General features: G+C 62.5%; 21 protein-coding genes and 2 pseudogenes. 8 read left to right on the top strand and 15 right to left on the bottom strand.

Annotated features, from left to right (window positions below; translation table 11 throughout):
* The first annotated feature begins 2 nt into the window (after positions 1–2).
* On the top strand, positions 3–839 hold the full coding sequence (locus tag GRS80_RS12855) for a hypothetical protein (RefSeq protein WP_160047910.1): 837 nt from the start codon (positions 3–5) through the stop codon (positions 837–839).
* Here GRS80_RS12855 and GRS80_RS12850 read toward each other — a convergent pair.
* The 9 genes and pseudogenes from GRS80_RS12850 to GRS80_RS12810 all read right to left on the bottom strand — a co-directional run bounded on the left by GRS80_RS12850 (position 836) and on the right by GRS80_RS12810 (position 7809).
* Positions 836–1240 carry a nucleic acid-binding protein gene (locus GRS80_RS12850; protein ID WP_160047909.1) on the bottom strand — a complete coding sequence of 135 codons (405 nt, stop codon included), beginning with the start codon at positions 1238–1240 and terminating at the stop codon, positions 836–838. The two genes, GRS80_RS12855 and GRS80_RS12850, sit on opposite strands and share 4 nt — an antisense overlap.
* Positions 1237–2394 (bottom strand): thiolase family protein, encoded by a 1158-nt coding sequence (locus tag GRS80_RS12845; RefSeq protein ID WP_149081912.1) that lies wholly within the window; start codon positions 2392–2394, stop codon positions 1237–1239. Before GRS80_RS12845 ends, GRS80_RS12850 begins: the two co-directional genes overlap by 4 nt.
* Before the next feature lie 88 nt (positions 2395–2482).
* Positions 2483–3793 carry a GTPase HflX gene (gene hflX / locus GRS80_RS12840; RefSeq protein WP_160047908.1) on the bottom strand — a complete coding sequence of 437 codons (1311 nt, stop codon included), beginning with the start codon at positions 3791–3793 and terminating at the stop codon, positions 2483–2485.
* A 268-nt stretch (positions 3794–4061) separates the two neighbouring features.
* Positions 4062–4787: a ribosome assembly factor SBDS gene (locus GRS80_RS12835; protein ID WP_160047907.1), complete on the bottom strand. Its 726-nt coding sequence runs from the start codon at positions 4785–4787 to the stop codon at positions 4062–4064.
* Between the two features lie 190 nt (positions 4788–4977).
* A complete protein-coding gene (gene psmA, locus GRS80_RS12830; protein WP_149081915.1) occupies positions 4978–5742 on the bottom strand; it encodes an archaeal proteasome endopeptidase complex subunit alpha in 765 nt (254 codons plus the stop codon).
* Between the two features lie 4 nt (positions 5743–5746).
* Positions 5747–5908, bottom strand: a pseudogene (locus tag GRS80_RS20760) (ribonuclease P); the annotation flags it as partial.
* 150 nt (positions 5909–6058) lie between these two features.
* Positions 6059–6403 (bottom strand): annotated as a pseudogene (locus GRS80_RS12820) (Rpp14/Pop5 family protein); the annotation flags it as partial.
* A 4-nt stretch (positions 6404–6407) separates the two neighbouring features.
* Positions 6408–7121: a class I SAM-dependent methyltransferase gene (locus GRS80_RS12815; protein ID WP_160047905.1), complete on the bottom strand. Its 714-nt coding sequence runs from the start codon at positions 7119–7121 to the stop codon at positions 6408–6410.
* A complete protein-coding gene (locus GRS80_RS12810; protein ID WP_160047904.1) occupies positions 7105–7809 on the bottom strand; it encodes an RNase P subunit p30 family protein in 705 nt (234 codons plus the stop codon). The genes GRS80_RS12815 and GRS80_RS12810 overlap by 17 nt, the downstream gene beginning before the upstream one ends.
* Positions 7810–8112: 303 nt before the next feature.
* Here GRS80_RS12810 and GRS80_RS12805 point away from each other — a divergent pair, with 303 nt between their 5' ends.
* Positions 8113–9333, top strand: coding sequence for an RNA-guided endonuclease TnpB family protein (locus GRS80_RS12805; protein WP_160047903.1), 1221 nt, complete (start codon positions 8113–8115; stop codon positions 9331–9333).
* Positions 9334–9493: 160 nt separating this feature from the next.
* On the opposite strand, the gene GRS80_RS12800 is transcribed toward GRS80_RS12805, so the two are convergent.
* From GRS80_RS12800 to glyA, 3 genes are all read right to left on the bottom strand, one after another.
* On the bottom strand, positions 9494–10312 hold the full coding sequence (locus tag GRS80_RS12800) for a DUF5821 family protein (protein ID WP_149081920.1): 819 nt from the start codon (positions 10310–10312) through the stop codon (positions 9494–9496).
* Positions 10313–10828: 516 nt separating this feature from the next.
* A complete protein-coding gene (locus GRS80_RS12795) occupies positions 10829–12937 on the bottom strand; it encodes a hypothetical protein (protein WP_160047902.1) in 2109 nt (702 codons plus the stop codon).
* Between the two features lie 352 nt (positions 12938–13289).
* On the bottom strand, positions 13290–14537 hold the full coding sequence (glyA, locus tag GRS80_RS12790; RefSeq protein ID WP_160047901.1) for a serine hydroxymethyltransferase: 1248 nt from the start codon (positions 14535–14537) through the stop codon (positions 13290–13292).
* A 166-nt stretch (positions 14538–14703) separates the two neighbouring features.
* On the opposite strand from glyA, the gene GRS80_RS12785 reads away from it, so the two are divergent.
* Positions 14704–15597, top strand: a complete 894-nt coding sequence (locus tag GRS80_RS12785; protein ID WP_160047900.1) for a bifunctional methylenetetrahydrofolate dehydrogenase/methenyltetrahydrofolate cyclohydrolase — start codon at positions 14704–14706, stop codon at positions 15595–15597.
* A gap of 27 nt (positions 15598–15624) precedes the next feature.
* Here the strand turns inward: GRS80_RS12785 and GRS80_RS12780 are convergent, their stop codons facing one another.
* The gene (locus tag GRS80_RS12780; protein ID WP_160047899.1) at positions 15625–16350 is read right to left on the bottom strand and encodes a TFIIB-type zinc ribbon-containing protein; all 726 of its coding nucleotides are present in this window, start codon (positions 16348–16350) and stop codon (positions 15625–15627) included.
* Between the two features lie 360 nt (positions 16351–16710).
* On the opposite strand from GRS80_RS12780, the gene GRS80_RS12775 reads away from it, so the two are divergent.
* The 5 genes from GRS80_RS12775 to GRS80_RS12760 all read left to right on the top strand — a co-directional run bounded on the left by GRS80_RS12775 (position 16711) and on the right by GRS80_RS12760 (position 20276).
* A complete protein-coding gene (locus GRS80_RS12775) occupies positions 16711–17361 on the top strand; it encodes a hypothetical protein (RefSeq protein WP_160047898.1) in 651 nt (216 codons plus the stop codon).
* Between the two features lie 474 nt (positions 17362–17835).
* On the top strand, positions 17836–17982 hold the full coding sequence (locus GRS80_RS20435; protein ID WP_200840386.1) for a hypothetical protein: 147 nt from the start codon (positions 17836–17838) through the stop codon (positions 17980–17982).
* 599 nt (positions 17983–18581) lie between these two features.
* Positions 18582–18857 carry a PadR family transcriptional regulator gene (locus tag GRS80_RS12770; protein ID WP_149081927.1) on the top strand — a complete coding sequence of 92 codons (276 nt, stop codon included), beginning with the start codon at positions 18582–18584 and terminating at the stop codon, positions 18855–18857.
* Positions 18858–19020: 163 nt separating this feature from the next.
* Positions 19021–19548, top strand: a complete 528-nt coding sequence (locus tag GRS80_RS12765; protein WP_235019739.1) for a hypothetical protein — start codon at positions 19021–19023, stop codon at positions 19546–19548.
* The gene (locus tag GRS80_RS12760) at positions 19548–20276 is read left to right on the top strand and encodes a DICT sensory domain-containing protein (protein WP_160047897.1); all 729 of its coding nucleotides are present in this window, start codon (positions 19548–19550) and stop codon (positions 20274–20276) included. Before GRS80_RS12765 ends, GRS80_RS12760 begins: the two co-directional genes overlap by 1 nt.
* A 129-nt stretch (positions 20277–20405) precedes the next feature.
* Here GRS80_RS12760 and purD read toward each other — a convergent pair whose 3' ends face one another.
* Positions 20406–21698: a phosphoribosylamine--glycine ligase gene (gene purD / locus GRS80_RS12755; RefSeq protein ID WP_160047896.1), complete on the bottom strand. Its 1293-nt coding sequence runs from the start codon at positions 21696–21698 to the stop codon at positions 20406–20408.
* 133 nt (positions 21699–21831) lie between these two features.
* Positions 21832–23706, bottom strand: a complete 1875-nt coding sequence (locus GRS80_RS12750; protein WP_160047895.1) for a PAS domain S-box protein — start codon at positions 23704–23706, stop codon at positions 21832–21834.
* Between the last annotated feature and the right edge of the window lie 119 nt (positions 23707–23825).

Here is a 23825-nt window from a genome sequence, read left to right as displayed (position 1 = left end):
GTATGGCCGACCGAGATGACGAACTCGTCGAGGCGATCCGTGAACTGACACGGACGATCGACGAGCTTTCCGACGAACTCGAGTCCCCCCGGCGCAGACCACCACTTCGGCCCCCCACGCCGCGGGAGCTACTCTCGTTTACTGACGAGGTCGCGATCCCCGCCCTGCTCGCCGTCCTCGAGTCGAGCGTTCGCGCACTCGAGGCGTTCCAGCGGGGGCTCGAACTCGTCCGAACCGAGCGGGAGGTCAGGGATCGAACGACGGACGCAGTCGCCGTCTCCAACGAGCGAGCGAACGAACTCAGGAAAACGACGCTCTCGAGGCTCGATACGGTGCTCGCCGAGCTTCAACGAGCGTCGTCGGAGGGGACGCTTCCCGCGGACGAACACGCCAGGGAGCTTCTCACCGATGCCCGGACGCTCCGCGACGAGGTAGACGACCGTCTGAGAGCGGCCACGGAAGAAGACGATCCCGTTGATTCCGACCGATCGTCCGGTTCGAGGTCGATCGAGATCGACGTGGCGGACGGCGATCCGCGATCCGATTCCGAGGACCCCCAGCCGGGGCCGGAGTCCGCCGTCGACGTCGACGCCGAACTCGAGACGCTGAAAGATCGGTACGGCGCAGACGAGGAAGGGACGAGTGAGTCCGCGGACGACGGTGTCGGGGCTGTCGACGATTCGGCCGGCGAGGATCACGGCGGCATCGACGGCACGGGCTCCGACGACTCCGATGGAGCGGATTTCGACGGCGTAGCTGACGGTGAAGACCACCGGACCGACGACTCGGATGGAAACGGGAGCGAGAATCGTGACGGCGGTCGCGAAGACGAGAGTTAGACCGGCTCGAAACGGTAACCGTCCCACTCCTGACTGTCCGGTTCGCGGATGCCGGCACCCGGCTCGCGGAGTTCGTCGACGTGGACCGGACGCACCGTATCGCCCGTCTCGACGTCGTCGGTCGTCGCCTGCCCGATCGCTCGAACGGTCTCGCCGTCCTCGGCCTCTATCTGGCTGCTCGAGGCGTCTGACGACGCCTCACCGAGATCGAACTCGACGATCACGAGGGTGTTCGGCTGGCGAACGCCCGGCGGCGTGGCGGTGCTCGTCGTCCACGTGACGACCTCTGCAGTGTACTCGCTCAGGTCGATCGTGTCGACCGGCTCCAAGCCGTCGAGGCTTCGGGGATGTCCAGGATAGCTGATCGAACCGTCTTCGTATCGGTAGGCTTCCATCGTCATCGTGCTGCCTCCATGATAGTCGTGATTACGCAGTTTCCGAACCCGCCGACGTTACACGCGAGGCCGACGTCCGCGTCCACCTGACGCGGGCCTGCCTCGCCGACGAGTTGCTCGTAGATTTCGACGCCCTGTGCGACGCCGCTGGCACCGAGTGGGTGTCCCTTGGATTTGAGTCCACCCGACGTGTTGATCGGTAACTCGCCGGTATCGCGTTCGGTGTAGCCCTCTTCGACGAGTTTCCAGGCCTCCCCCTGCTCGGCGAAGCCGAGACCCTCCATCTGGAGGAACTCAAGGATGGTGAACATGTCGTGGAGCTCCGCGACGTCGACGTCGTCGGGGCCGTAGCCGCTCATCTCGTAGGCACCCTCGCCGCTCTCGACGACGCCGCCCATCACGGTCGGATCTTCGCGTTCGTGGACGACGTGGGTATCGGTCGCACCGTCGATCCCGGCGACGACGACGTACTCGTCGGCGTACTCCTTCGCGACGGATTCCGGACAGAACAGAAGCGCCGCGGAGCCGTCCGTGATCGGACAGAAGTCGTACAGGCGGAGCGGATCGGCGACGATCGGCGACTCGAGTACGGTCTCGACGTCGATCTCCTTTTGAAACTGGGCGTGTGGGTTGTCGACGCCGTTCTCGTGGTTTTTCACGGCGACCTTCGCGAGACTTTCGCGAGGGGCGTCGAAGCGCTCGAGGTAGTGTCGTGCCGTCAGGCCGGCGAACGACGGCAGCGTGACGCCGGTTTTGTACTCGGCAGGGTGGGTCAGCGAGGCGATGACGTCGGTCGCCTCACCGGTCGTCTTGTGGGTCATCTTCTCGCCGCCGACGAGCAGCGTCATCTCGCTCGCGCCGCTTGCCACCGACTGCCAGGCGGCGTACATGCCAGCACCACCACTGGAACTCGTCTGGTCGACTCGCTGCGTGTACGCCGGCACGGCACCGATGTCGTGAGCGACTGCGTTCATCACGCCCGACTGCCCTTCGAACTCGCCGCTTGCCATGTTCGAGACGTACAGGTGCTCGACGGCCGACGCGTCTACCGCTGCGTCCTCGAGACAATCGAGGGCGGCCTCCGTGAGGAGGTCGACGACCCACTCCTCGCGCTGTCCGAACTGGGTCATCGACGCGCCGATGATTGCAACACGTTCCATATCCATTCAGAGTCGTCTCTGCGATTTATAAGTGAGGGAAGTGGTTGCGCGGCGACGGCCGCTGAAAATCGGTTACTCCGAACAGCCGTTACGACGCTTCCGTCGACTCCGTCGGTGGGGCGTGTAACTTGCTCGCACGCGAACGGGCCTGCGAGATCACCGCCGGCCGAGCCTGAAAGTCGACGAGGACGTCCTCGTCGCCGTAGGTGACGTCGTCGACGTTCGCGTTGTCGTGGATCCAGGAGACCACGCTCATCGTATCCTCCGTCATCGGTAACACGAGTCGTTCCTGTTTCCAGTCTGGGAGTTCGTCGTCGATTCGCGAGAGCAAGGCGTCGACGTTGGTTCCCTCCTGTGCACTGACCGCGACCGGGTCCGGGGCGAGCCCCGACAATGCCTCGCGTTTTTCGGCGAGTTCCGCCTCGTCGACCTGATCGATCTTGTTCAACACGGTGACGATCGGTGCCTCGTTTCGCTCGTAGAGGGTGTCGTGGCTCGTGACGAGCTTTTCGTGGATCTCGTCGATATCCTCGCCAACGTCCACGACGAGCAAGACGAGATCTGCCCGGTAGACGGAGTCGAGCGTCGACTTGAACGACTCGACGAGCCAGTGTGGGAGATCGCTGATGAACCCGACGGTGTCGGTCACCAACACGTCACGGGGCTCGATGGCTGCGCGTCTGGTCGTCGTCCCGAGAGTCGTAAACAGCCTGTCTTCGGACTCGGCAGTCGAATCGAGGTCAGGGTGGAGATCCTCGTTCTCGGCGACGTCGAGTCCTTCCGAGAGCCGGCGCAGCAGCGTCGACTTACCCGCGTTCGTATATCCGGCGAGTGCGACCAGGTCGAACCCGGAGTCGCGACGGCGCTCCCGTCGGTGTTCCTCCGTCTGCTCGATCTGCTCGAGTTCGTCGTTGATCCGACTGATCTGGGCTTTGATGTCCCGTTCACGGCTCTCGTCGTACTCGCCGAGGCCCATGAACCCGGGGTGTTCGTCCCGTTTCGCGAGGCTCGTCTTCGCCTCAGCACGCGGCAGTTCGTATCGCAGTTCGGCCAGTTCGACCTGGAGCTGTGCCTTGCGCGTCTGGGCCCGCTGACCGAATATTTCGAGGATGAGCGTAAACCGGTCGATGACCTCGACGCCCTCGGGCAACAGCTGACCGAGGTTGTAGGTCTGGTACGGCCCGAGCCGGTTGTCGAAGACGACGGTCGTCGCCTCCGTCTTCGCGACCGTCGTGGCGAGATCTTCGGCTTTCCCTTCACCTAGCTGAAGTGCGGGATCTGCACGCCGTGACTGCGTTACTTCCCCGACGACGGTGTACCCCGCCGCCTCCGCGAGCTCGCGGATTTCGTCTGTGTCGGGCGTTCCGGAATCGACGCGTTTTGCGATGATCGCTCTCATGGCTGTACGGAGACGTAAACTGGGCGAAAGCAGTCGCTCGAGCGGCATCGCTCGACGTTGCGACGACCGCCCCCTCTCGGTCGAGGGGAACTCGCGGACGGTGGATCGTGAGAACGGGATCTCACGTGCCCGAACACGCTATCGATGGCGGTCGAACACCTCCGCGTTTCGACGCTGAGTCATAGGGTACCGTACGTGTCGGACCATCTTGAATCCCGTGCTCGATGTGGACCCACCACCAGCGTGACGGATCGGTCGGTGGCCCGAGCTACCGGGTCCGCAGATCGTCTTTGTCCTTAATGATCTCGGTTTCGGCGGTGCCGCTCGTGTGTTCGTTGACGGTGTCGTAGAACTCGTTTTGCATTCCCGCCGGGAAGGTCAAGACACCGATCCACGAGCCGTCGGGTTGCCACTCCTCGCGCTCTAGGTCACCGAACTGGCGAACCTTCGCCTGGGCGCTCCCGGCGTGCTCCGCGGGAAGTTGGACGGCGATCGTCACCTCTTCGAACCGGATCGGGATGACGGGTCGTAGGTCGTCGAGCGCGTCGTCGACCTGGTTTTCGACCGGTTCCATCGGATCGATCGTAAATCCCGCTTCCTCGAGTGCGTTCTCGATTCGCTCTGGAGGGTGGGGGGCGTTGTCCATCTGCGGATTGACCGCGTTGCGCGCGATCTTATCGATCAGCTGTTTTCGTTTCTGTTCTTGCATCTCGCGGCGCTGCTCGGCCGTGATCTGAATCTCTCCGTCTTTGATAACTTCGGGGATGATCTCGAGTGGGTCCGTGGTATCGAAGACCGTCTCGAGGTCGTCTTCCGCCGGACGATCGCCCCGCGAGGCGTCCTCGAAGACGTCTTCTGCGGCGATCACGTCCTCGAGATCGTCCTCGAACTCGTCGCGTTTGATCGCGAGCGCCGCGTCGGGGTCGACCAACACTTCGAAGCGCGCCCCGTGTGACTCGAGTCGCGCTGTCACCGCCTCGTCAAGTGATATCATACTCGGGAGTACCCACGGCCGGGTAAAAGAGCTTTTCCTGATACGGATTGCTGTCACAGTGTCGCTGCGAAAGCACGAACGAATCGTTGTGATTTCGTCGGTACTGATCGACAACGGACCGTACACTCGGATAGTCGCGTCGAAAACGGTCGGTTTGGCGAGGCAGGTCGATCGGGAGAGACGGGAACGATTACTCGTCGTCTTCGTCGCCGTCTTCGTCGCCGTCGTCGAGGAGGTCGTTCTCCTCTAAGTGCTCGCCGATCCGATCCTGGTCGAACTGTTCGAACGACTCCGTTTCGGCGTCGACGGTCGCGAGTCCGACTTCACTCGGGAGCAACGAGCCGTCGTTGACCGACGCGAGCGCGTCGAGGGCGAGCGCGATTCCGCCGTCTAAGTCGGCTTCCGCGTCGTAGTTCTCCTCTAGATACTCCTGGAGTTCGCTCCGGTCGGCACCGACGGCCAGCGCCTTCCACTCATAGGGCGTCCCCGAGGGATCGGTCTCGAACAGGCGCGGCTCCCCGTTTTCGATCCCGCCGACGATCAACGCGACGCCGAACGGGCGGGCACCGCCGACCTGGGTATACTGTTGGATGTGGTCGGTGACTTCTTTGGTGAGCGTCTCGACGCCGATCGGTTCGCCGTACCGAAGCTGGTTGACCTGCGTCTGGCGACGCGCAAAGTCGATCAGTTGGCGGGCGTCGGCGACGTGACCCGCACTCGCGATGCCGATGTGGTCGTCGGCTTTGTGAATCTTCTCGACGCTCGAGTCCTCCAAAAGCGGCGAGGGGACCCGTTTGTCGACTGCGAGTACGACGCCGTCCGTCGTTCGCACACCGATACTTGCCGTGCCGCGTTTGACCGCCTCGCGGGCGTACTCGACCTGGTAGAGTCGGCCGTCCGGCGAGAAGATCGTGATGCCTCGGTCGTACGCCTGCTGTTGGGCTTGTCCCTGCATAGTATCACGCTAAATCTGAATCGTAATCGAGGTCTGTCACGTCCGCGAACGTCTCCTCGAGTCGCACGTCTGTATATCCATCACGGTAGACGGCGACTCGCTCCTCGTTCCCGAACACGACGTTTCTCTCTTCCGTGACTTGCCCACGGCGTCCTAAATAGTTTTCTTACCACGATGCCCGTCGCCGGTAGGACAAGACCCAAGTTTACGCCGGCACCCTACTGTCCTATCGTACTGTTTGCGGTGACTGATTACCAGTCGATCGTCCGCCGTTTTGTGGTCGACCGGTACCGACTCATCGCCGTCCGTATTAGTTGCCGAGAAACTTCTCTTCGGCCGCACGGATCGTCCCGCTGATACCGCGGACGACGAGCCCGACCGGTACACCGTCTACCTCGTCGATACAGGCCAGTGCCGCTCGAGCCGGATCGGTTTCCCCCCGCCTGACCCGAACGATGGCTTCCCCGGTCCCGTCGGCGAACTCGTATCGAATCACGCGCAGATCCGCTCGAGCGCTCCCCGGATCGCCGAGTAAGTTCTGGCCCGCGTACCAACACTCCCGCTGGAACGACCGCCTGTCGAGTGACTCCCCGGGTCGGGTCTCGAGGCCGACGGCGAGATACCGCCACCGTGGCTGGAGATGTTTCGGGAGGTGTTTCATCGGCTCACTCGCCGCCGCTGGTCTCGAGTTCGGTTACGCGGTCGACTGGCCTCTCCCCGGCGGAGGGCGTTCGCTCGGCGACGAGGACGCCGACCTGGCCGTGGACGCGCTCGACGGCGGTCAGCGAGAAGCCCGCGTCGGTAAACGCGTCCGCGAGGACGCCGACGGTCGCCGGATCGTCGACCTCGGGCGAGTAAAACGGCTCGCTCGGATCGGGTTCGCCGAAGAACATCACGTCCCCGAGGACGAATTTCCGGGGCTCTACGTCGGCGATCACCGCGATGGCCTCCCGCTTTTCCTCGTCCGAGAGGTGGTGCATCGCGAAGTTCGACGTCACGACGTCCACGCCGGCGGAGCGAGTGTGGGCTCGAGGCGTCTCCGACGACTCGGCGTCGACGTCGCCGTCGTACTCCGGCTCTCGGAAGGTACCGTATCCGAACTCGACGTTCTCGAGTTCGGCCTCGTCGGCTTTCGCCCGCGCCTCCTCGAGCATCCCCTCGCTGATGTCACGTCCGACGACGTACTCGGCGTCGGGGGCGAGCGCGAGTGCGATCGCTCCCGTGCCGGTCCCGAGGTCGAGAACGACGTCGTCCTCGTCGGGTGCGGCGTGTTCGATCACGAGGTTCGCGCAGGCGCGATACTCCTCCGAACCCTCGTCGTCGTACTCGCTCGCGATCTCGTCGAACCGGGCGGCGTGTTCCTCACGGCTCTTCTTCATATCGCCCCCGTTCGACCCCCGGCTCAATGAACGACTCGGACTGGACGTGTCGGTTTCGCTCGGCGAGTCGTCCCCACTCCGCGAGTCCCTCCTCGACGAACTCCCGAGAGAAGCCGATCTCCTCGCCCACCGCGAGCAGTTCGCGGGGCGCTCGAAGCTCGAGGTGGGAAGACGGATCCGCGCTCACGACGTACGGTGCGTCGTAGTAGTCGACGATTTCGCCGAGCTTTCGAAGCGACTGGATGGTCCGGACCCGCCGTCCGCCGTGGGTTCGGAGGACGCCAGCGAGGTTGAACTCGAATCGGACCCCGTTCTCTGCGGCCGCCTTCGCCAGCACGTGATTGACGTCACCGCTTTCGGCCATCGGGTCCGCGAGGACGTCGACCTTGTCGTTCTCGACGGCGAACCGGTTCAGCGCGTTCGTCCCACCCTCGAGGGCGACGATCGTCTCGTCGGTCCGATGGTTTCCGACTGCGCCGCTTGCCTGCTGTGGATCGTCGGCTCGAACCTCGACGCCGCAGACCACGTCGATCCCGGCCTCGTCGGCGATCTTTTCGGCGTCGTACTCCGCTCGAGCGCTCGAGTGGTTGCGCACGACCAGGCCCTCGAAGCCGTAGTCGGCCGCCGTCTCCGTGAGCCGCTCGACCGTGCTCTGTCCGTCGGGGTGGGCGTGGACGGCCTCGTACATACCCGACTCTGCTCGCGGCGGAAACTTGGGGTTTGCGTCACGCGACGGAACGAAATCGGTTGTCGGCTCGGATCGACGGAACCGACGGCCCGAAGGAGGAGTGTTCTCGTGAGCGGAAGCGAACGAGAGCTCGGAAGACGCGAGCGTCTTCCGGTGGTTTTCATCGGCGGTCGAGGCGGATACCCCGACCCTTGAGGTCGGGGAGGAAGCCGACACTCGATGACACAAACCACGCCCGAAAGCAAGTCTGATTCCCCCATCTGAATAAATACTAATAAGTATCTTTAGGTACACTAATGAAGTATGGAGGTTGTTCGGAACATCCAAGTCAAACTCGACGTTTCCGACGAGGACTCCGAAGTCCTCGATGAAACGTTCGAGCAATTCCAACAAGCGGCGCAACACGTCGCTGACCACGGATGGGACGACAACCCCTATAACATCACGGACACGAAGAACACGCTCCACGAGGAGACGTATTCTGACGTTCGTGAGAAACTCACTCTACAATCCAGTCTCGTCCAATCCGCGAGAAACCTCGCGGCCACCGCACTCGGAAACTGCAAAGACCGTAAATTCGACGGTGAGAAGGCGAGCAAGCCCGAGTTCAAAGGCACAGTTGTCGTGTACAACGGTCGAACCATCACGTACAACGACGACTCGGTATCCCTCGCCACAACGGACAAGCGCGTGACCGCTGAGTACGTCACGCCCGTCAACAAGAACGGAACGCCGTTCGCGGACTACTGGACGGATGAGTGGGAGAAAGCCGAAGCAACGCTCCACAAGCGCGATGGAACGTACTCCCTCCACGTCGCCGTGAAGAAAAACGTTGACCCCTCTTGCGATGAACAATCCGAGAACGGAGTGGTTCTCGGTGTAGACTTGAACGTGGACGGATACGTCGCCGTCACCAGTACGGGAGCGTTCCTCGGTAACGCAGACTACCTCAATCACCGCCGCGACGAATACGAGCGTCGGCGCGGCAACCTGCAACGGGCAGGCACTCGCTCCGCACACCTCACCATCAAGAGTATCGGCTCACGGTTCGCTCGGTGGAGCGTGGACTACTTGCACCGCATCTCGAAAGCACTCGTCCAAGAAGCCATCGAGAATGAGTGTACAGCGATTGCGTTCGAGAACCTGAAACATATCAGGAAGCGCATCTCGAACGCCTCAAAGTTCCAGCAGTGGGCGTTCAAGGAACTGCAACGCCACGTCGAATACAAGGCCGAAGAACACGGTATCGACGTGGATGATGTGAATCCTGCATACACGTCTCAACGGTGTAGCCACGGCGAATGTGGGTTCACGCATGAAGATAACCGAGATGGTGACGAGTTCGAGTGCTTGAAGTGCGGGAAGCAGTTGCACAGCGATTACAACGCCGCTCGAAACGTTGGGTGGCGTCTTATCCAGCACTGGCTCAAGTCTGGTGCTGGACGAGCCACGAGTCAACTGGCTCTGAAGTCAGGGACAGTGAACGCGAACGGTCGGTTCCGACCTACTGCGCTTCGCAGTTAGAGCGGGAGTCCACTGACAAGCCTCGGGGCTTGACCCCGAGGCAGTTGACCGAAGCTAAGCGGGATCGAAGATCCCGCGAGGTAGGAAAGAGCGCTCGCGGTCTTTCGATATGTTGCCGAGGGCGCGGCTTTCGCCACGCCCGCAGAGCAAAAGTTCGGTTCTAGTTGAGAATCGACTGTGCGACCGTCGCGAGCTGGCCGTTGTCCGCCTCGCGGAGGCGGTCGTCGCCGATCTTGAGTCGGAGACGCGGCCGGCCGACGTCGATCGGGACCTTCTCGGTGTCGATCAGGCCCATGTCCTCGAGTTTGGTCTTCGTTCGCGAGAACGTGGCCTTGGAGGCGATACCGACGTCCTCGCCCCACTTGCTGATGTCGTAGAGCAGCGCCTCGTTTTTCGCCGCGACGAGCAGCGAGATGGTGACTTCGTCGAGACCATCGCCGTCGCCGCGGGCGGTCTCGAGGGAGCTGAGGATCGCCGTGAAGTCGTCTTCGGCATCGGGACTGATCTCTTCGGAGAGGGTATCGCGGACGTCCGTAATCGGCGGCGTCCGGAGGTTGAACGCAGCGGCGTCCTCCCAGCGTTCGGCGTACGTCTCGGCGGTATCCTCAACGAATCCCCCGTCGTCGGTGCCGAGTCCGCCGACACGGTCGCCGGCGTGGACGACGGCGACGACGCGGTCGTCGGTGATCAGAAGCGAGTTCTCCGGGGCTTCGTCGATGGTTCGAAGCGAGAGGGTGTCGTCGGCGATGAGGTCGGCAGCGTTCGACGCGACGATGAAGTCGTCCATGACGTCTTTCAGCGTCCGTTCGTCGGCGAGCATGCGAACCGACGGAGCGGAGCCGTCGAACTCGGTGGCGACGGTTACGAACTCTTCGATGGCGTCCCGGGATGGGTTGATCATGTAGACGTCCCCACTGGCATCCTCGAGAACCGACTCGAGGATATCGTCAATTTGATGGTTGAGTAAATTCGAGGTCATGCCTATGCACAAGTAAATGTGCCCGTCTCACTTAATTTTGCTGGCCGTTCTCACAGCAGAACTTCTCGTCTTAGCCTGTACCGGTAATTTTTGAGGGATAACATATTATTTTGTCGACGACACCCGCGTCGCGGTAACAATACATCGTCGGGGTCGGCAGCCGAATACCGTTCGACTGCGCGTTGGCGGAACGTCGTTCTTGCGTTCCTCGGTAGTTACCACGAAACCCAGGCAGATCTGTCCGACCTGAAACGTGACATCGACTCACCGATCGACCTCGTTCGGGCAGATTTCGTGACCGTTCAAACCAGTTGGGCAAGAAACACATAGTTGACAATAATTATATACCTGTGTCATTTTATTACAGTATCGTATGGGTGTTCGCTCCGATCAGTTCCAGTGGAATTCCCTCGAGACCGTCGACGGCCAGGAGTCGCCACCTCTGACGGACGATCAACGGGTTGATCGTCGTACGATGCGGGCGAAGCGAGTCAGTACGTACGGCGGTCCGTAGCGTCAGGAATCGAACCGGGTCGAGAGTTCTTCGGACCAGTATACGTCGCCGTCGTATATCACGGACGCCTCCGTCTCTTCGAGGACACAAGCGAGTTCCGACCGGGAGAGCGTAAAGCTCGATTCCCTACCACAGAGGTAGGCGTACTCGTTGTCCGTCGTGTGCGGGAAGTAGTACGCACCAGTGGCCTCCGTCGAGTAACAGTCGAACGTAACCAGGAACTGATCGTCGGTGTCCTCGAGTTCCTCGATTTTCACCGTCGTCGGCAGCCGGTGTTCGCCCTGGATGAGCGAGTGGGTTCCGTCGCCGACAACGGCGTAATCTTTCCCCATCATGATTCGCCTGCGAGCGAGACACATCGCTCGTTCGATGCTGAAGCCGTGAACGAGGAGTTTGGCGAACGTCGAGCCGACTTTGACCGCGTGGTCGTTCAACACCTTGGTGAACGTCACCGCGCCCGCGACGCTTCCCTTCTCGATCAGCGTCTGTCCCTCGAAAAAGGAGCCACACGCGTTGAGAAAGAACGTCTGGGCGTTACAGCGGTCGAGACTCGAAGTCGAAAGATAGCCATCCGAACACCGAAGTCCGTCGGTCTCGCAGTGGCCGATGTAGTGGATGAAGTCGTGGCTCGCCTCGAAGGTCCGGGCGAGATCCGCGGTTCGAAGCGATTCCTCGACGGTCACGTGCATCGGCAACACCTCGGAGCGCTGGCGATAGATTTCGGCGACGCTGTCGTGTTCGCCGCTCATCTCCGGATCGTTCAGGATGACCTGAATCGAGATGGAATCGCTCGTCCGTTCGACGTACTCGAGTCGGTTCTGGTAGGCCTCCGACGCACACTTGAAGACGTCGATCGGCACGCCGTCGGCGAGCCAGCCGTGAACTCGTCCGTTCCTCAGCTCCGGCTTGACGATATCGACCGACGCGACCTGGCCTGTGCTCGCGCGTCCGTCGACCGACGGGTCCGTGTCGCCACGGTAGAAGTCCTCGAGCGATCGTTCGACCAGCTCCTTGCCGTCGAGTTCGGACGTCCGGGGCGTATAGATCATGCTCAGACGGTCGAGCAGGAACGGTATCGTCTCGAGACGATCGTAGCCGGGCTCGAGGTACGTCGAGAGGTGCCAGTCCGGGAGCCTGTGTTCGACCGCTGCGTACGGAACCTCGAGGTACGTCGAGAGGCGACGCTGTGGTGACGCCTCGTACAGCGTCGTCGGATCGAGTTCGAGTGCATCCAGCAAGCTGGTCGCTGCGAGTTTCGTCCCGTACGGACCGGCGTTGCGGACCAGACAGTCGAGGAAAAACGTCTTTCGGAGGAGTCGCTCCACGTCGCGTTCGAGTTCGGGCATCGGCTCGAGGCGTCTGTCGACGCCGACGACGGGAAGTCGAAGGCGGGGGCTCTCGGGTTCGTGGGCGATGCCCGCATCCGGCAGGGTTCGAACGGTCGCCTGCAAATAGTACGCAAGCGGCGCGGTGACGAGCAGGCTCTCGTACGTCGGCGGAACGAGCAACTCGACGCCTGAGTTCGGTGTCTCGCCTCGAACGTGGTCGGGAATCTCGAGGGATTCACCTGGTTCGAAAAGCGGCGGGTGGCCCCGAAGCGTCGGATACGTGCGATTCGGGCCGGTCGTCTTCTGTGAGGAGGACAGATGGGTCAGTGCTTCGGCGACGGCCTCGGGGGAGTCGGGGACGGTGATCGTTGCCGCCGGCAGTTCGTGGCGGCTCCGAAAGCCGAGTTGGATCGGCGTTCGAGTCGGAAAGCTGACGACGATCGAATCGAAGCCCGCGGAACGTTCGATCCGTGCAGGGCCCGAAAACCGGAGATATGTTTTGATGTCCGTATCGACGTCGACGACGTACTCGCCGGAGGAAAGCGAGATCGTCCCTCCGGCGTCCTCGAGTTCGTACCGCTCGTCGGAATCGAGCGAAAACGCGTACACTACGGCGTGGGGGAATCGAAGTTCGCTCGCCGTCGCAGCGACAGTCTCGTCGACCGGCCGTGGAACGTCGGAACCACCGCCATCGACGCCGAGATCGTCACCGACGACGACCAGTTCGGCGTTGTCCACGTCCGTTACGCGGAGAGCGTGGGTTCCCACCTCCCACTCTATCATTCGATACGGCGAATGTCACCCCGATAAGTTAGTTGTATCGGAAAGTCACCTCAGTTGTCGGGTTGGATCGAACGACGAGTCGTTCTTGATTAATTAGTATCGACTGTTAGTCTTGGGTTGCGATCGTTCGATTACAGAATCGTCTACCGATCCGTGGCGCTTCGGACGGAAGTGGTGGCGAACTCGAGGCGAACCGATCGCTGCTACGGATCCGCAGTATCCGGCTCCGAAACGTCCCACCCCGCGCTGACACTGCTGGCAGTGAGGACGAAATCGAACTCGCCCTCGACCCCGAGTTCAGCGACGGACATGACGGGAAGTCCGCAAAAAAACGATGCTCGCGAGACTCGCGTTACTCGTAGAGCGGGTTCGCCGCACACAACTGCTCGACTTCCTCGCGGACCTCGGCGACGACGTCGTCGTCCTCGGGGGCGTCGACGACGCGAGTGATCAGATCGGCGACCGTGCGACAGTCGTCCTCGTCGAAGCCGCGAGTCGTCAACGCGGGCGTGCCCGCGCGAATACCCGAGGGATCGAACGCCGAGCGCGTCTCGCCGGGCACCGTGTTCCCGTTCAAGACGATACCGGCCTCCTCGAGTGCCTCTTCGGCGTCACCGCCGGAAGTGTCAGGGTGGCTCTCGCGGAGGTCAACGAGCACGAGGTGGTTGTCCGTCCCGTCGGAGACGAGCGAGAAGCCGTTTTCGGCGAGACTCTCGCCGAGTGCCTTCGCGTTCGCGACGGTCTGTTCGGCGTAGGTCTCGAACGCGGGCTGGAGGGCCTCCTCGAAGCCGACGGCCTTGCCGGCGACGTTGTGCATGAGTGGGCCGCCCTGACCGCCGGGGAAGACGGCCGAGTCGACGTCGTCGGCGTACTCCTCGTCGCACATGACGATACCGCCTCGACCGGCGCGGATGGTTTTGTGTGTCGAACCGGTGACGAAGTCGGCGACGCCGACCGGCGAGGGGTGGACGCCGGCGGCGACCAGACCCGTGATGTGGGCGATGTCCGCCAGGTGCAAGGCGTCGACATCGTCAGCGGCGTCCTGGATGCGCTCCCACTCGATCTCGCGTGGGTACGCGGAGTAGCCCGAGACGATGATATCGGGCTCGAACTCGGCGGCCTGTTCGGCCAGCCCGTCGTAGTCGACGTAACCCGTGTCGGGGTCGACCTCGTACTGTTCGACCTCGTAGAACTGGCCGACGAAGTTCGCCGGGTGGCCGTGGCTGAGGTGGCCGCCGTGGGTCAGGTCCAGCGAGAGAATCTTGTCGCCGGGCTCGAGCATCGCGAAGTAAACGGCCTGGTTCGCCTGTGTGCCCGAGTGAGGCTGGACGTTGACGTGCTCGGCACCGAAGAGTTCCGTGGCGCGGTCGATGGCCAGCTGTTCGACCTCGTCTGCGTACTCACAGCCGCCGTAGTAACGCGAGCCGGGGTAGCCCTCCGCGTACTTGTTCGTCAGCGCGCTTCCCTGCGCGTCGATGACCGCACGGCTGGCGTGGTTCTCGCTCGCGATCATCTGAAGCGACGATCGCTGGCGGTCGACTTCCGACTCGAGTGCATCGGCGACGGCGGGATCGACGTCCCGGACGTGCTCGTGTTCCATGTCCGATGTGGGGGTCGTCGGCCGCATAAGTGTACCCTTCCCCGGCAAGTGGAGCCACTATTTCCTGCCCGATACTATACACGATCGTGTCTATTTCCCACAGAATGGGGCGTCATCTGAGCACGAATCCGAGGGTTGAATAGCCTCGCGGTCGGGGACTCGAGTAATGACCGAGATCATCGACGGCAACGCCGTCGCGAGCGAGATACGCGACGACCTGACAGATGCCATCGAGACGCTCGCGGACGCCGGGTCGCGACCCGGCCTCGCGACCGTGTTGATGGGCGACGACCCGGCCAGCGAGACGTACGTGAACATGAAACAGCGCGACTGCGAGGAGGTCGGCATCGAGAGCGTTCACGTCGATGTCGACGGAGACGCCCCGGCGGAGGAGCTGTTCGACGAGATCGCCGCGCTGAACCAAAACGATGACGTACACGGCTATATCGTCCAGGCACCCGTCCCGGATCACGTCGACTACCGCGAGGTCATCCGCCGGGTCGATCCCGCGAAGGACGTTGACGGCTTCCACCCCGAGAACGTCGGTCGGCTCGTCGCCGGTGACGCCCGCTTCCGTCCCTGTACACCACACGGCGTCCAGAAGCTCCTCGAGTCCGCCGGCGTCGATCTCGAGGGGGCAGACGTGACGATCGTCGGCCGGTCGGACATCGTCGGCAAACCGCTCGCGAACCTGCTGATCCAGAAAGCCGAGGACGGCAACGCCACGGTGACGGTCTGTCACTCTCGAACCCAGGATCTGGCGACAAAGACCCGGAGCGCCGACGTCGTCGTCGCCGCTGTCGGCGTCCCCGAACTCGTCGACGGCTCGATGATCGACGACGGCGCGGTCGTGATCGACGTCGGCGTCAACCGCGTCGATGCCGACACCGAGAAGGGGTACGAACTCGTCGGCGACGTCGAGTTCGAGAGCGCAAAGGAGAAAGCGAGCGCGATCACGCCCGTTCCTGGCGGCGTCGGCCCGATGACGCGCGCGATGTTGCTCTATAATACGGTGAAAGCAGCGAGTTTACAGGAAGGAGCCGACGTCGACCTGCCCTAACCCGTCGCTTTTCGAGTCTCCGTTTCGTTACTCGAGGCTGCCGGCCTCCAACTCCTCGAGTCGGTCTTGGGCCTTCATGACGGCCAGTTCGTCGCCGTGGACTCCGTTCGCGAGCTCGCGTGTGGCCTGAACCAGCCGTTCTGCCGTCCGTGGACTGACGTCGCCGTCGAGCATCCGAACGCGTTTGACGTGCTCGCCGAGCGTCTCGAGGGCGGTTCGTTCGGCGGTCGTAAGCTCGCGGTCGTCGGCCCAGGTCCGGATCTCGCGGCGGTACTCCCTGACCGCGTTGGCGTAGGCGAGTCCGCGGCCCGCCCGCAGCGTCCGCGGGACCTCGTCGGGCGCCGGGCGCTCGTCGTCGTCGGCGTCGCGCAACAGCGAGAGGAAGTACAGCGCTTCGCGTTCCTCGAGATCGCGTTCGCGGACGACGATATCGGCGACGTGGAGCAGTTCGGTCGCCGCGAGATAGGTGTCGTCGAGGTCACGGAGATCGCCGGCGTTGACGAACCCGCGGCGGCGGACGTACTCGCGACAGCGGTCTCGAGCCCGCTCGGCGAGTTCGTCGGTCGCCACCTCGTCGATGTCGGCGCGGACCGGAGTGAGATCGAACTCGACGCGGAGATCCGTGTGTTCGGTTCGCTCGTCGAGACCGACGCTGTGGAGGCTTCCACAGGCGGGACAGCCGATGCTTCCGGTCTCGTAGTACGACCAGCGGGTGCCACACTCGGTGCACTCGCGTTCCCCGCGAATCTTCATGAGCCACGCTACGCCGGCCGAGCGGAAAGTCCCACTGATCACGGGCGGCCGATCGTGAGCCCGCCAGCGGCCACGCCGCCGAGATAGACGGGGAGCATCAGAAAGCGCATGCTACAGTGAGCGTACACCGTCGCGACGGCGAGCGTTCACCTATCGCTCGAGATCGCGTCGACGGTTCCGTAGAAACCGTCGAGCCGGGATCTGATCGCACGAGCCTCGAGCCGCCGGCGAATCATACGGATTGCTGCAACTGTCTCGACTCGCGGACCGTCACTGGACGAAACACGACGTTCCACAGGTGATTAACGTACGGCAACTGCAGGCCGCACTGAAACCAGCGGGAACGTTCTATCCAGGAATATGTCCCACCCCAGATTCAACAGGCGGAAGTTCATCGCTGCGGCAGGTACAGCAAGTGCGCTCGTTCTGGCCGGATGTGCCGACGAAGGTCCCGGCGAGGAAGACGACGACGCGATGGACGACGACCCCGCAGAGGAGGAAGATCCGGACGAAGAAGAAGATCCGATGGACGACGAAGAGGAGGATCCGGTAGACGACGAAGAAGAAGAAGACGAAGCCGAGACGTACACGCTGACGGTCACCGTTGAGGACGACGAGGCCGAACCCGTCGAAGGGGCGACCGTCGAGCTTCAGGAAGACGGATTAGACGACGAAGACGACGAGGATGACGATGCGATGGAGGACGACGAAGACGATGCGATGGAGGACGACGAAGACGAAGAGATGGACGACGAGGATGACGACGACGAAGACGACGAGATGGACGACGACGAAGACGCCGAAGAGTGGGAAGAAGAAACCGACGAGGACGGACAGGCCGAGTTCGAGGACCTCGAGGACGGCGAGTACGCGGTCGGAGCCGAATACGAAGGCGAGCAGGCCGTAGACGAGGTCGAGATCGACGGCGCCGACGAGGAGATCACGCTCACGCTCGGCGAGGAAGACGACGAGATGGACGACGGCGAAGACGACGAGGACGACGGGGTCTAAGCGATCGAACACCGCTAACGGATCGGGTTCGGTTTCTCGATCGGCACTCGGCCGTGTCCCGTCTCACGATCAGACCCGATCTCGTTTCGCCACCGTTTCGGACCGGAACCATCCTCGACGATCACCCACGCCTCGAGCGAAACGGGTGACGTTCGAACCACGCATTTTTGACACCCGTTGGCCGACACTGTCGGACAGAAGACAGCGAGACGTCGGTCGCGAACTCGAGGTCGTCTCGTGGGTGCCAGCCGCAGGAGAGCGACTGATAGGGATTATCGTAGCCAACCACCGGTTTCGAATCCTCTCTTTCGGCACTGTCTCTCGGTTCTTCACTGGGAAACGATGAACTCCTACGATAATCCCTATGACTTGCAGCTCGAGTCACCCCAGCGGATTATCGTCGCCACCGTCGTGACGCCGATACCCGAGGACCTGCTCCCGCGGGCTTTTGTCCCTCGTCGTCCATCTCTCGGTATGCGCGACGAAGCGGAGATCCGCGAGCAATACGAGTTTCTGAAAGAACAACTCGAGAGCGAAGAGATGCGCCACGACGGCGTCGAATCGATGTTTACCCACTATAAACGCGCACTCGGGTGGGTTCTCGAAGAAGAGCACATGTGATCGCGCCTCGGAGCGACGGCGGGTGACCGAGGCAATCACGCAGGTCCTCGAGTGGCCACAAACGCCTCACAGACATATCACGTTCCGAGAGTGTGTCGTTACCTTTAAGAGGAACCAGCGAAATCTTTCTGTTGACGCTTCGCTTGGAGGGCCGAAGCGTCAGCGGGGACCAATTCAGGGCGGCAAGCGATCGCGTGACTTTTTCCGTCACGCGATCTGCTTTCCTGTTTCCGTATCTTGTACCGGTGAGCCGATGCTCGCGTATCTTGTACCGGTGAGCCGATGCTCGCGTATCTTGTACCGGTGAGCCGATGCTCGCGTATCTTGTACCGGTGAGTCAACGCTCGACTCGAGTCCCGGATATCGTTACAGTGTTGCGATCGAGTGGTTGCAAACACGATATAATTATCCCGAGAGTTAATGAACGTACTGTAAACATGAACTCCGTGTTAGGTGTGGGTTGCGGATCTACTCATCACGGCCGTTATCATTTCTCTCGGGCTGGATAGCGTTTTGTTGCGGGCAATATCCCGGTTTTGATCATAGCAACCCGATAGCCTTATTAAAATTCGACAGTAAGTACGAGTGGTACTTTCCCAATGTACGACCTGACAGGATTCCAGCGTGACTTGCTGTTCGTCATCGCTGGCGAGGATGAACCCCATGGACTGGCGATCAAAGAAGAACTCGAGGAGTACTACGAGAAAGAAATCCACCACGGGCGACTCTACCCCAACCTCGACACCCTCGTCGACAAGGGCCTGGTCGAGAAGGGCCGTCGCGACCGCCGGACGAACTTTTACACGCTTACTCGTCGCGGTCGGCGTGAACTCGAGGCCCGGCGTGAGTGGGAATCCCAGTACGTCGACCTCTGATTACAGTCATTCGAGTGTTACTTTTCGCGGGTTCGAACGATCGACTACCGTTGAGCGCTACGTCTGTGTAGTTCTAGCGGGTCGAACGTCGATTGCCGCCGTTACCACGTGACTTGTTGTCATGGGCAGTCGAATGGAAGAACGTCGAGTGAATGGAGTACTGTTGCAGGACGGATGGCCACTCGACGAGACGATCGTCCGAATCGCGTTGGCGAGGACGCTCGAACTGTTTCTCGGCCTCGAGCGCGAGGGGATGCGTTCGACGGCGGAGTTCGCCATCCTAGCGTTCGTCATCTATTTACCTTACAACGGCGGAGGGCGACTGTCCCGCATGGACGACTACTTCGATATCGTCGCCGAACTCGAGTCGGCTGCCGTCGACCTCTCCGCCGACCAGGTCTTCCGTCTGATCGCGGACGACGACGTGCGAACGACAATCCGATTCTTGCGTGGTCGTTCGGAGACGACGCTTCCTCGACTCGCTGCGGTCCTCGCAGCCGTGTCCGCGACCGAGACGGGAACGATCGCGACGGAGGCCGACTACGAGAACGCACGGATCTCCCTCTATCACGCGACGCTTCCTCGACTGGACCACCACGGCCTCCTCGCGTTTCACCCCGAAGACGGCACCGTCGACGACGTCTCGATCCCGCCGACAATCTACTCGTGTATAGACGTCGAAACGGAGTGATGATGGGGCTACGCGACACCATCGACGCCGTCGAACGACGCCGAAAGCGACTCGAGGTCTACACGGACGATCCCGAGATCGCCGACGAGCTGGCGACGCAGTTCGAAACCCGAAACGTCGACGTCTCACACCGGTCGCTGGGTGCGCTGGACGTGACTGGATTTGTGGTCGTCCGTAGTGGCGACGGCGAGTTCCGCGGTGCACTCGGGATCGAGCAGTTCGATGCGATCCTCTCACCGGAGATCAACCCGCTGTGGGAGCTCACAGACGCCACCGTCGAGCCGGACGAACTGTTCGACTTCTTCGAGAACACCGTGTTCAGCGCCTACGATCGCCGCCAGATGCTCACAGCGGCTCGCGAGATCGAAGAGCGCGCCTGGCGTGTCGGTGGCGGAACACTGTACGTGGGATTCCAACGACGGGACGCTCTCGCCGATCAGAAAGACGTCTACGAACGGCTCGCGACCCGCAGGTCGGTGACGGTCACCGTCTTCATCGACGACGAGTGGGACGATCCGTTCGACGACGTCACCGTCGTCACCGACGCGGGCGGGGAGATCGGCGACGTCTGGTTTCTCGTCTTCGATGGCGCCGAAAACGCCCTCCAAAAATGTGCGCTGGTCGCCGAGCAACGGGGCCCAGACCGGTACTACGGGTTCTGGACGTACGATCCGGAGATCGTCGACGACCTCCTCGACGATCTCGAGTCGACGTACGGCTTCGGGTGACGGCGGCCGGACTCGCTACTGTGGTCCGACACGTGTTCCGTCTCACACGGATTGCTGTCCCGATGGACCGGTACACCCACCCGCCGCCCGGATCGCGGGTGCGCCGGCACTGACTGGCAGGAAACCGTCTCAGTCTCCCCGAAGTTCTTCGATGTGGTCGATACGCTGCTGGACGAGGTCGGGTTTACCGATGTCGTGGCGGACGTGTAGTCCATCGTCGCCGGCGACCGCGAGGGCGTCCTCTGCGATCCCTTCGGCGTCGGTGATCGTGTCCGCGACGCCGACCAGGGCGAACGATCGCGAGGTCGTCGTGTAGATGCCGTCCTCGCGCTCGTCGACGCTCGCGTAAAACAGCAGAGCGTCGCCCGCGCTCTCTTCGTCGACCTGCACCTTCGCACCCGCGTCCGGATCCGTCGGATACCCCTCCGGCACGGCGTACTTACAGACCGTGGCCTGGTCGGCGAACTCGAGTTCCGGCACCGCCTCGCCGTCTCGTGCGGCCGTCAGTACGTCGAGGAAGTCGGTTTCGAGGACTGGCAGCGTGTTCATGGCTTCGGGGTCGCCAAAGCGGGCGTTGAACTCGATCACCTTCGGTCCTTCGCTGGTCAGCATGTACTGGCCGTAGAGGATGCCCCGATAGTCCGCTAAGGCGTCGACGGTCGCCTCGATGATCGAGACCGCCTCCTCGTAGTCCTCCTCGGTCATGAACGGCAGTTCGCGGGTCGCGTCGGAGTAACTGCCCATGCCGCCCGTGTTCGGCCCTTCGTCGCCCTCGTAGGCACGTTTGTGATCCTGGACGGCCGGAGCGGTCTCGAACGTCCCGTTGGCGACGAACGCCTGGACCGTAAACTCCTCACCGATCAGTCGCTCCTCCAAGACGATCCGGTCGTAGTCGGACTCGCGAATGTACTCCTTGCCCTCCTCGGCCGTGATCTGGTCGCCGATCACCTTCACACCCTTGCCGCCGGTCAGCCCGGCCGGCTTGATCGCGAGGTCGCCGTCGTACTCGTCGATAAACTCACAGGCGGCTTCCATGTCGTCGAAGGTCTCGAAGTCCGGACAGCCGGGGACGTCGTTTTCGGCCATGAACCGACGCTGGAACGCCTTGTCCGTCTCGATACGGGCATCGGCTTCCTTGGGGCCGAAGGCGTAGATCCCGGCGGCCTCGAGTTCGTCCGCGACGCCCGCCTCGAGTGGTGCCTCGGGGCCGACGACGGCGATAGTCGCCTCGACTTCCGTCCCGTACTCGACGACGGCTTCGGGATCCGTCGTCTCGAGAGTCTCGAATCCGGCCGCAATCTCTGCGATACCCGGGTTTCGGTTCCCTGCACAGGCGTAGATGTCGGCCTCGCTATCCGCGAGCGCGCGGGCGATAGCGTGTTCGCGGCCGCCACCACCGATCAGAAGCACGTTCTCTCGCATAGTCGATAGCGGAGCGCACGAACCTGTAAGCGTTACCCTTTTGGCGAGTAGAATGTGTGCACGGACGTGGGCATCGACGACGGAACTCGCGTGTCAGAGCCGAGAGTCGTGTGCCGAGAACGGGGGCCGTCGGTCACCGCTCGAGGATCTCGACGCCGGTGATCTCGAACCGCGCGCCGCCGTCGACCCCCTCACAGAGTTCGATCGTCCAGCCGTGAGCGGTGACGATCTCTTCGACGATACTCAGCCCCAGTCCGGTCCCCTCGCGGGAACTTGTATACCCCCACTCGAAGACGCGCTCGCGGTCGTCTTCGTCGATCCCAGGGCCGTCGTCTGCGACGTAAAAGCCGTCCTCGAGGTCGCCGATCGTGACCGTCACGTCGTCGCCGCCGTGGTCGATCGCGTCTGCAGAACTGTCTGGTTCTGCATGGCTCGTCGAACCGTGTTCGACGGCGTCCTCGGGAGTTTGTGACCGAGGGCTCGTCGAACCGTGTTCGACGGCGTTGCTCACGAGGTTCTCGAGGAGTTGCTCGAGACGGCCGCCGTCCGCGCGGACCGTCTGCGTCGTCTCGATGTCGAGTGTGGCCTTCGACGTTTCGACGTGTTGCCAGCACCGTCGCGCGGCGGCCTCGAGCGAGACCGGCTCGTCCTCCGTGACGCGTTCTCCTTCGCGTGCGAGCGAGAGGAGATCCGTGATCAGTCGATCCATTCGATCGTGTGCGTTCGACGCGATCGATATCGCTCTGTCGGCGTCTGTCGGCGCGTCCGTTCCGGTCACTTCCTCGTTGCTGTCTCCGTCGCGTAGGAGTTCGAGTGCACCGCTGGCGACGTTCAGCGGATTGCGAAGATCGTGGGAGACGATACTCGTGAACTCGTCGAGCCTGGTGTTCTGTCGTTGGAGTTGCTCCCTCCGTTCTTCGCGTTCGGTAACGTCGTAAGAGAGACCGACGACGCCGGTGACCGCTTCGCCCTCGAAGATCGGCTGGTACCACGACTCGAAGGTCGCCTCGCGGACCTCAACGACCGTGCTCACCGGCTCACCGGCCAGCGCCCGCTCGCTGTGCTCGAGTATCGCCGGAACGTCGGCGTACAGGTCGAACACCGATTCGCCGACGGCCTCACCCGGCTCGAGACCGACCCGTTCGAGCGCCCGCCCCTGTGACCGGGTGAACACCCCTTCGTCGTCGAACGCGAAGAAGACGACTGGCACGTGCTCGAGGACGATCTCCAGGGCGTTCTCGAGTTCGATCAGTTCTCGCTGACGGCGTTTTCGTTCCGTAATGTCGCGCGTGATGACGACGAACCGGTCGTCGTCGGCGCCTCGGAGCTTGGCGACGTGTACTTCCGCGGGGAACGACGATCCGTCGTCGCGTTCGAACCGCGTTTCGACGTGACGGCGATCTCCGACGTTCATCTCGGCTAGCGTCGCTCGAATCTCGTCCGGATCGAGCGATCGATCGACCTCCCAGATCTTTCTGCCGACGAGTTCCTCCCGCGACTGGCCGAGCGCCTCACAGAAGCGACGGTTGACGTCGAGGATCGTCCCCTCCGCGTCGTGGACGTCGATCATGTCCGGGGAGTGTTCGACGAAGTCCTCGAGTCTGCCTACGAACGGTCTCGTCCGACGGTTCTCGCAACCGACGGCGGCAATCACGCGCCGGGCGATCGACTCACAGCGGTCGGCTTCGTCGTTGGCGTGGACGTACTCGGTGACGCCGGCCGAAATCGCCTCGCTGGCGAGCGCCTCGGAGCCGTCGTCGGGACACAGAACGAACGGGAGAGACGGGTGCGTCTCTCGAATCGCTTCGAGCAACGCGATACCGTCCATCTCGGGCGGGTCGTGGCCCGAAACGAGACAGTCGACGTCGGTTTCGGCCACCGCCTCGAGTGCGGCGGGAACGGAGTCGGTGGCCCGTACGTCGAGGCGACTGTCGACCGCCTCGCTCGTGTCACCAATTCGATCCGCGAAGTCCACGCCGACGGAGAGAACGCGGATCGAGTCACCCATGCCAATCGTATGAACTCGACGGGCAAAAGCCGTTCGTGCGGTATTTCGGTCGAGCGCCGACAGGATCGGGGACCGGTCTTCGCCCGGGCCGTCGGGCGGTGGCGGGGAGGAGCGAACGG

Source organism: Natrialba sp. INN-245 (genome assembly GCF_009807105.1).
Classification (GTDB): Archaea; Halobacteriota; Halobacteria; order Halobacteriales; family Natrialbaceae; genus Natrarchaeobius; species Natrarchaeobius swarupiae.
Note: the sequence above shows the minus strand (reverse complement) of the source record. Positions and strands in the feature narration are given on the sequence as shown.

What these genes read in the sequence shown, in the direction of transcription:
- GRS80_RS12855 (WP_160047910.1), top strand. Translation starts at nt 3, where the DNA reads ATGGCCGACCGAGATGACGAACTCGTCGAGGCGATCCGTGAACTGACA.
- glyA (WP_160047901.1), bottom strand. Translation starts at nt 14,537, where the DNA reads ATGGAACACGAGCACGTCCGGGACGTCGATCCCGCCGTCGCCGATGCA.
- GRS80_RS12750 (WP_160047895.1), bottom strand. Translation starts at nt 23,706, where the DNA reads ATGGGTGACTCGATCCGCGTTCTCTCCGTCGGCGTGGACTTCGCGGAT.
- psmA (WP_149081915.1), bottom strand. Translation starts at nt 5,742, where the DNA reads ATGCAGGGACAAGCCCAACAGCAGGCGTACGACCGAGGCATCACGATC.
- GRS80_RS12760 (WP_160047897.1), top strand. Translation starts at nt 19,548, where the DNA reads ATGATGGGGCTACGCGACACCATCGACGCCGTCGAACGACGCCGAAAG.
- hflX (WP_160047908.1), bottom strand. Translation starts at nt 3,793, where the DNA reads ATGAGAGCGATCATCGCAAAACGCGTCGATTCCGGAACGCCCGACACA.
- GRS80_RS12770 (WP_149081927.1), top strand. Translation starts at nt 18,582, where the DNA reads ATGTACGACCTGACAGGATTCCAGCGTGACTTGCTGTTCGTCATCGCT.
- GRS80_RS12805 (WP_160047903.1), top strand. Translation starts at nt 8,113, where the DNA reads ATGGAGGTTGTTCGGAACATCCAAGTCAAACTCGACGTTTCCGACGAG.
- GRS80_RS12810 (WP_160047904.1), bottom strand. Translation starts at nt 7,809, where the DNA reads ATGTACGAGGCCGTCCACGCCCACCCCGACGGACAGAGCACGGTCGAG.
- GRS80_RS12780 (WP_160047899.1), bottom strand. Translation starts at nt 16,350, where the DNA reads ATGAAGATTCGCGGGGAACGCGAGTGCACCGAGTGTGGCACCCGCTGG.
- purD (WP_160047896.1), bottom strand. Translation starts at nt 21,698, where the DNA reads ATGCGAGAGAACGTGCTTCTGATCGGTGGTGGCGGCCGCGAACACGCT.
- GRS80_RS12850 (WP_160047909.1), bottom strand. Translation starts at nt 1,240, where the DNA reads ATGACGATGGAAGCCTACCGATACGAAGACGGTTCGATCAGCTATCCT.
- GRS80_RS20435 (WP_200840386.1), top strand. Translation starts at nt 17,836, where the DNA reads ATGCGCGACGAAGCGGAGATCCGCGAGCAATACGAGTTTCTGAAAGAA.
- GRS80_RS12815 (WP_160047905.1), bottom strand. Translation starts at nt 7,121, where the DNA reads ATGAAGAAGAGCCGTGAGGAACACGCCGCCCGGTTCGACGAGATCGCG.
- GRS80_RS12785 (WP_160047900.1), top strand. Translation starts at nt 14,704, where the DNA reads ATGACCGAGATCATCGACGGCAACGCCGTCGCGAGCGAGATACGCGAC.
- GRS80_RS12845 (WP_149081912.1), bottom strand. Translation starts at nt 2,394, where the DNA reads ATGGAACGTGTTGCAATCATCGGCGCGTCGATGACCCAGTTCGGACAG.
- GRS80_RS12835 (WP_160047907.1), bottom strand. Translation starts at nt 4,787, where the DNA reads ATGATATCACTTGACGAGGCGGTGACAGCGCGACTCGAGTCACACGGG.
- GRS80_RS12795 (WP_160047902.1), bottom strand. Translation starts at nt 12,937, where the DNA reads ATGATAGAGTGGGAGGTGGGAACCCACGCTCTCCGCGTAACGGACGTG.
- GRS80_RS12800 (WP_149081920.1), bottom strand. Translation starts at nt 10,312, where the DNA reads ATGACCTCGAATTTACTCAACCATCAAATTGACGATATCCTCGAGTCG.
- GRS80_RS12775 (WP_160047898.1), top strand. Translation starts at nt 16,711, where the DNA reads ATGTCCCACCCCAGATTCAACAGGCGGAAGTTCATCGCTGCGGCAGGT.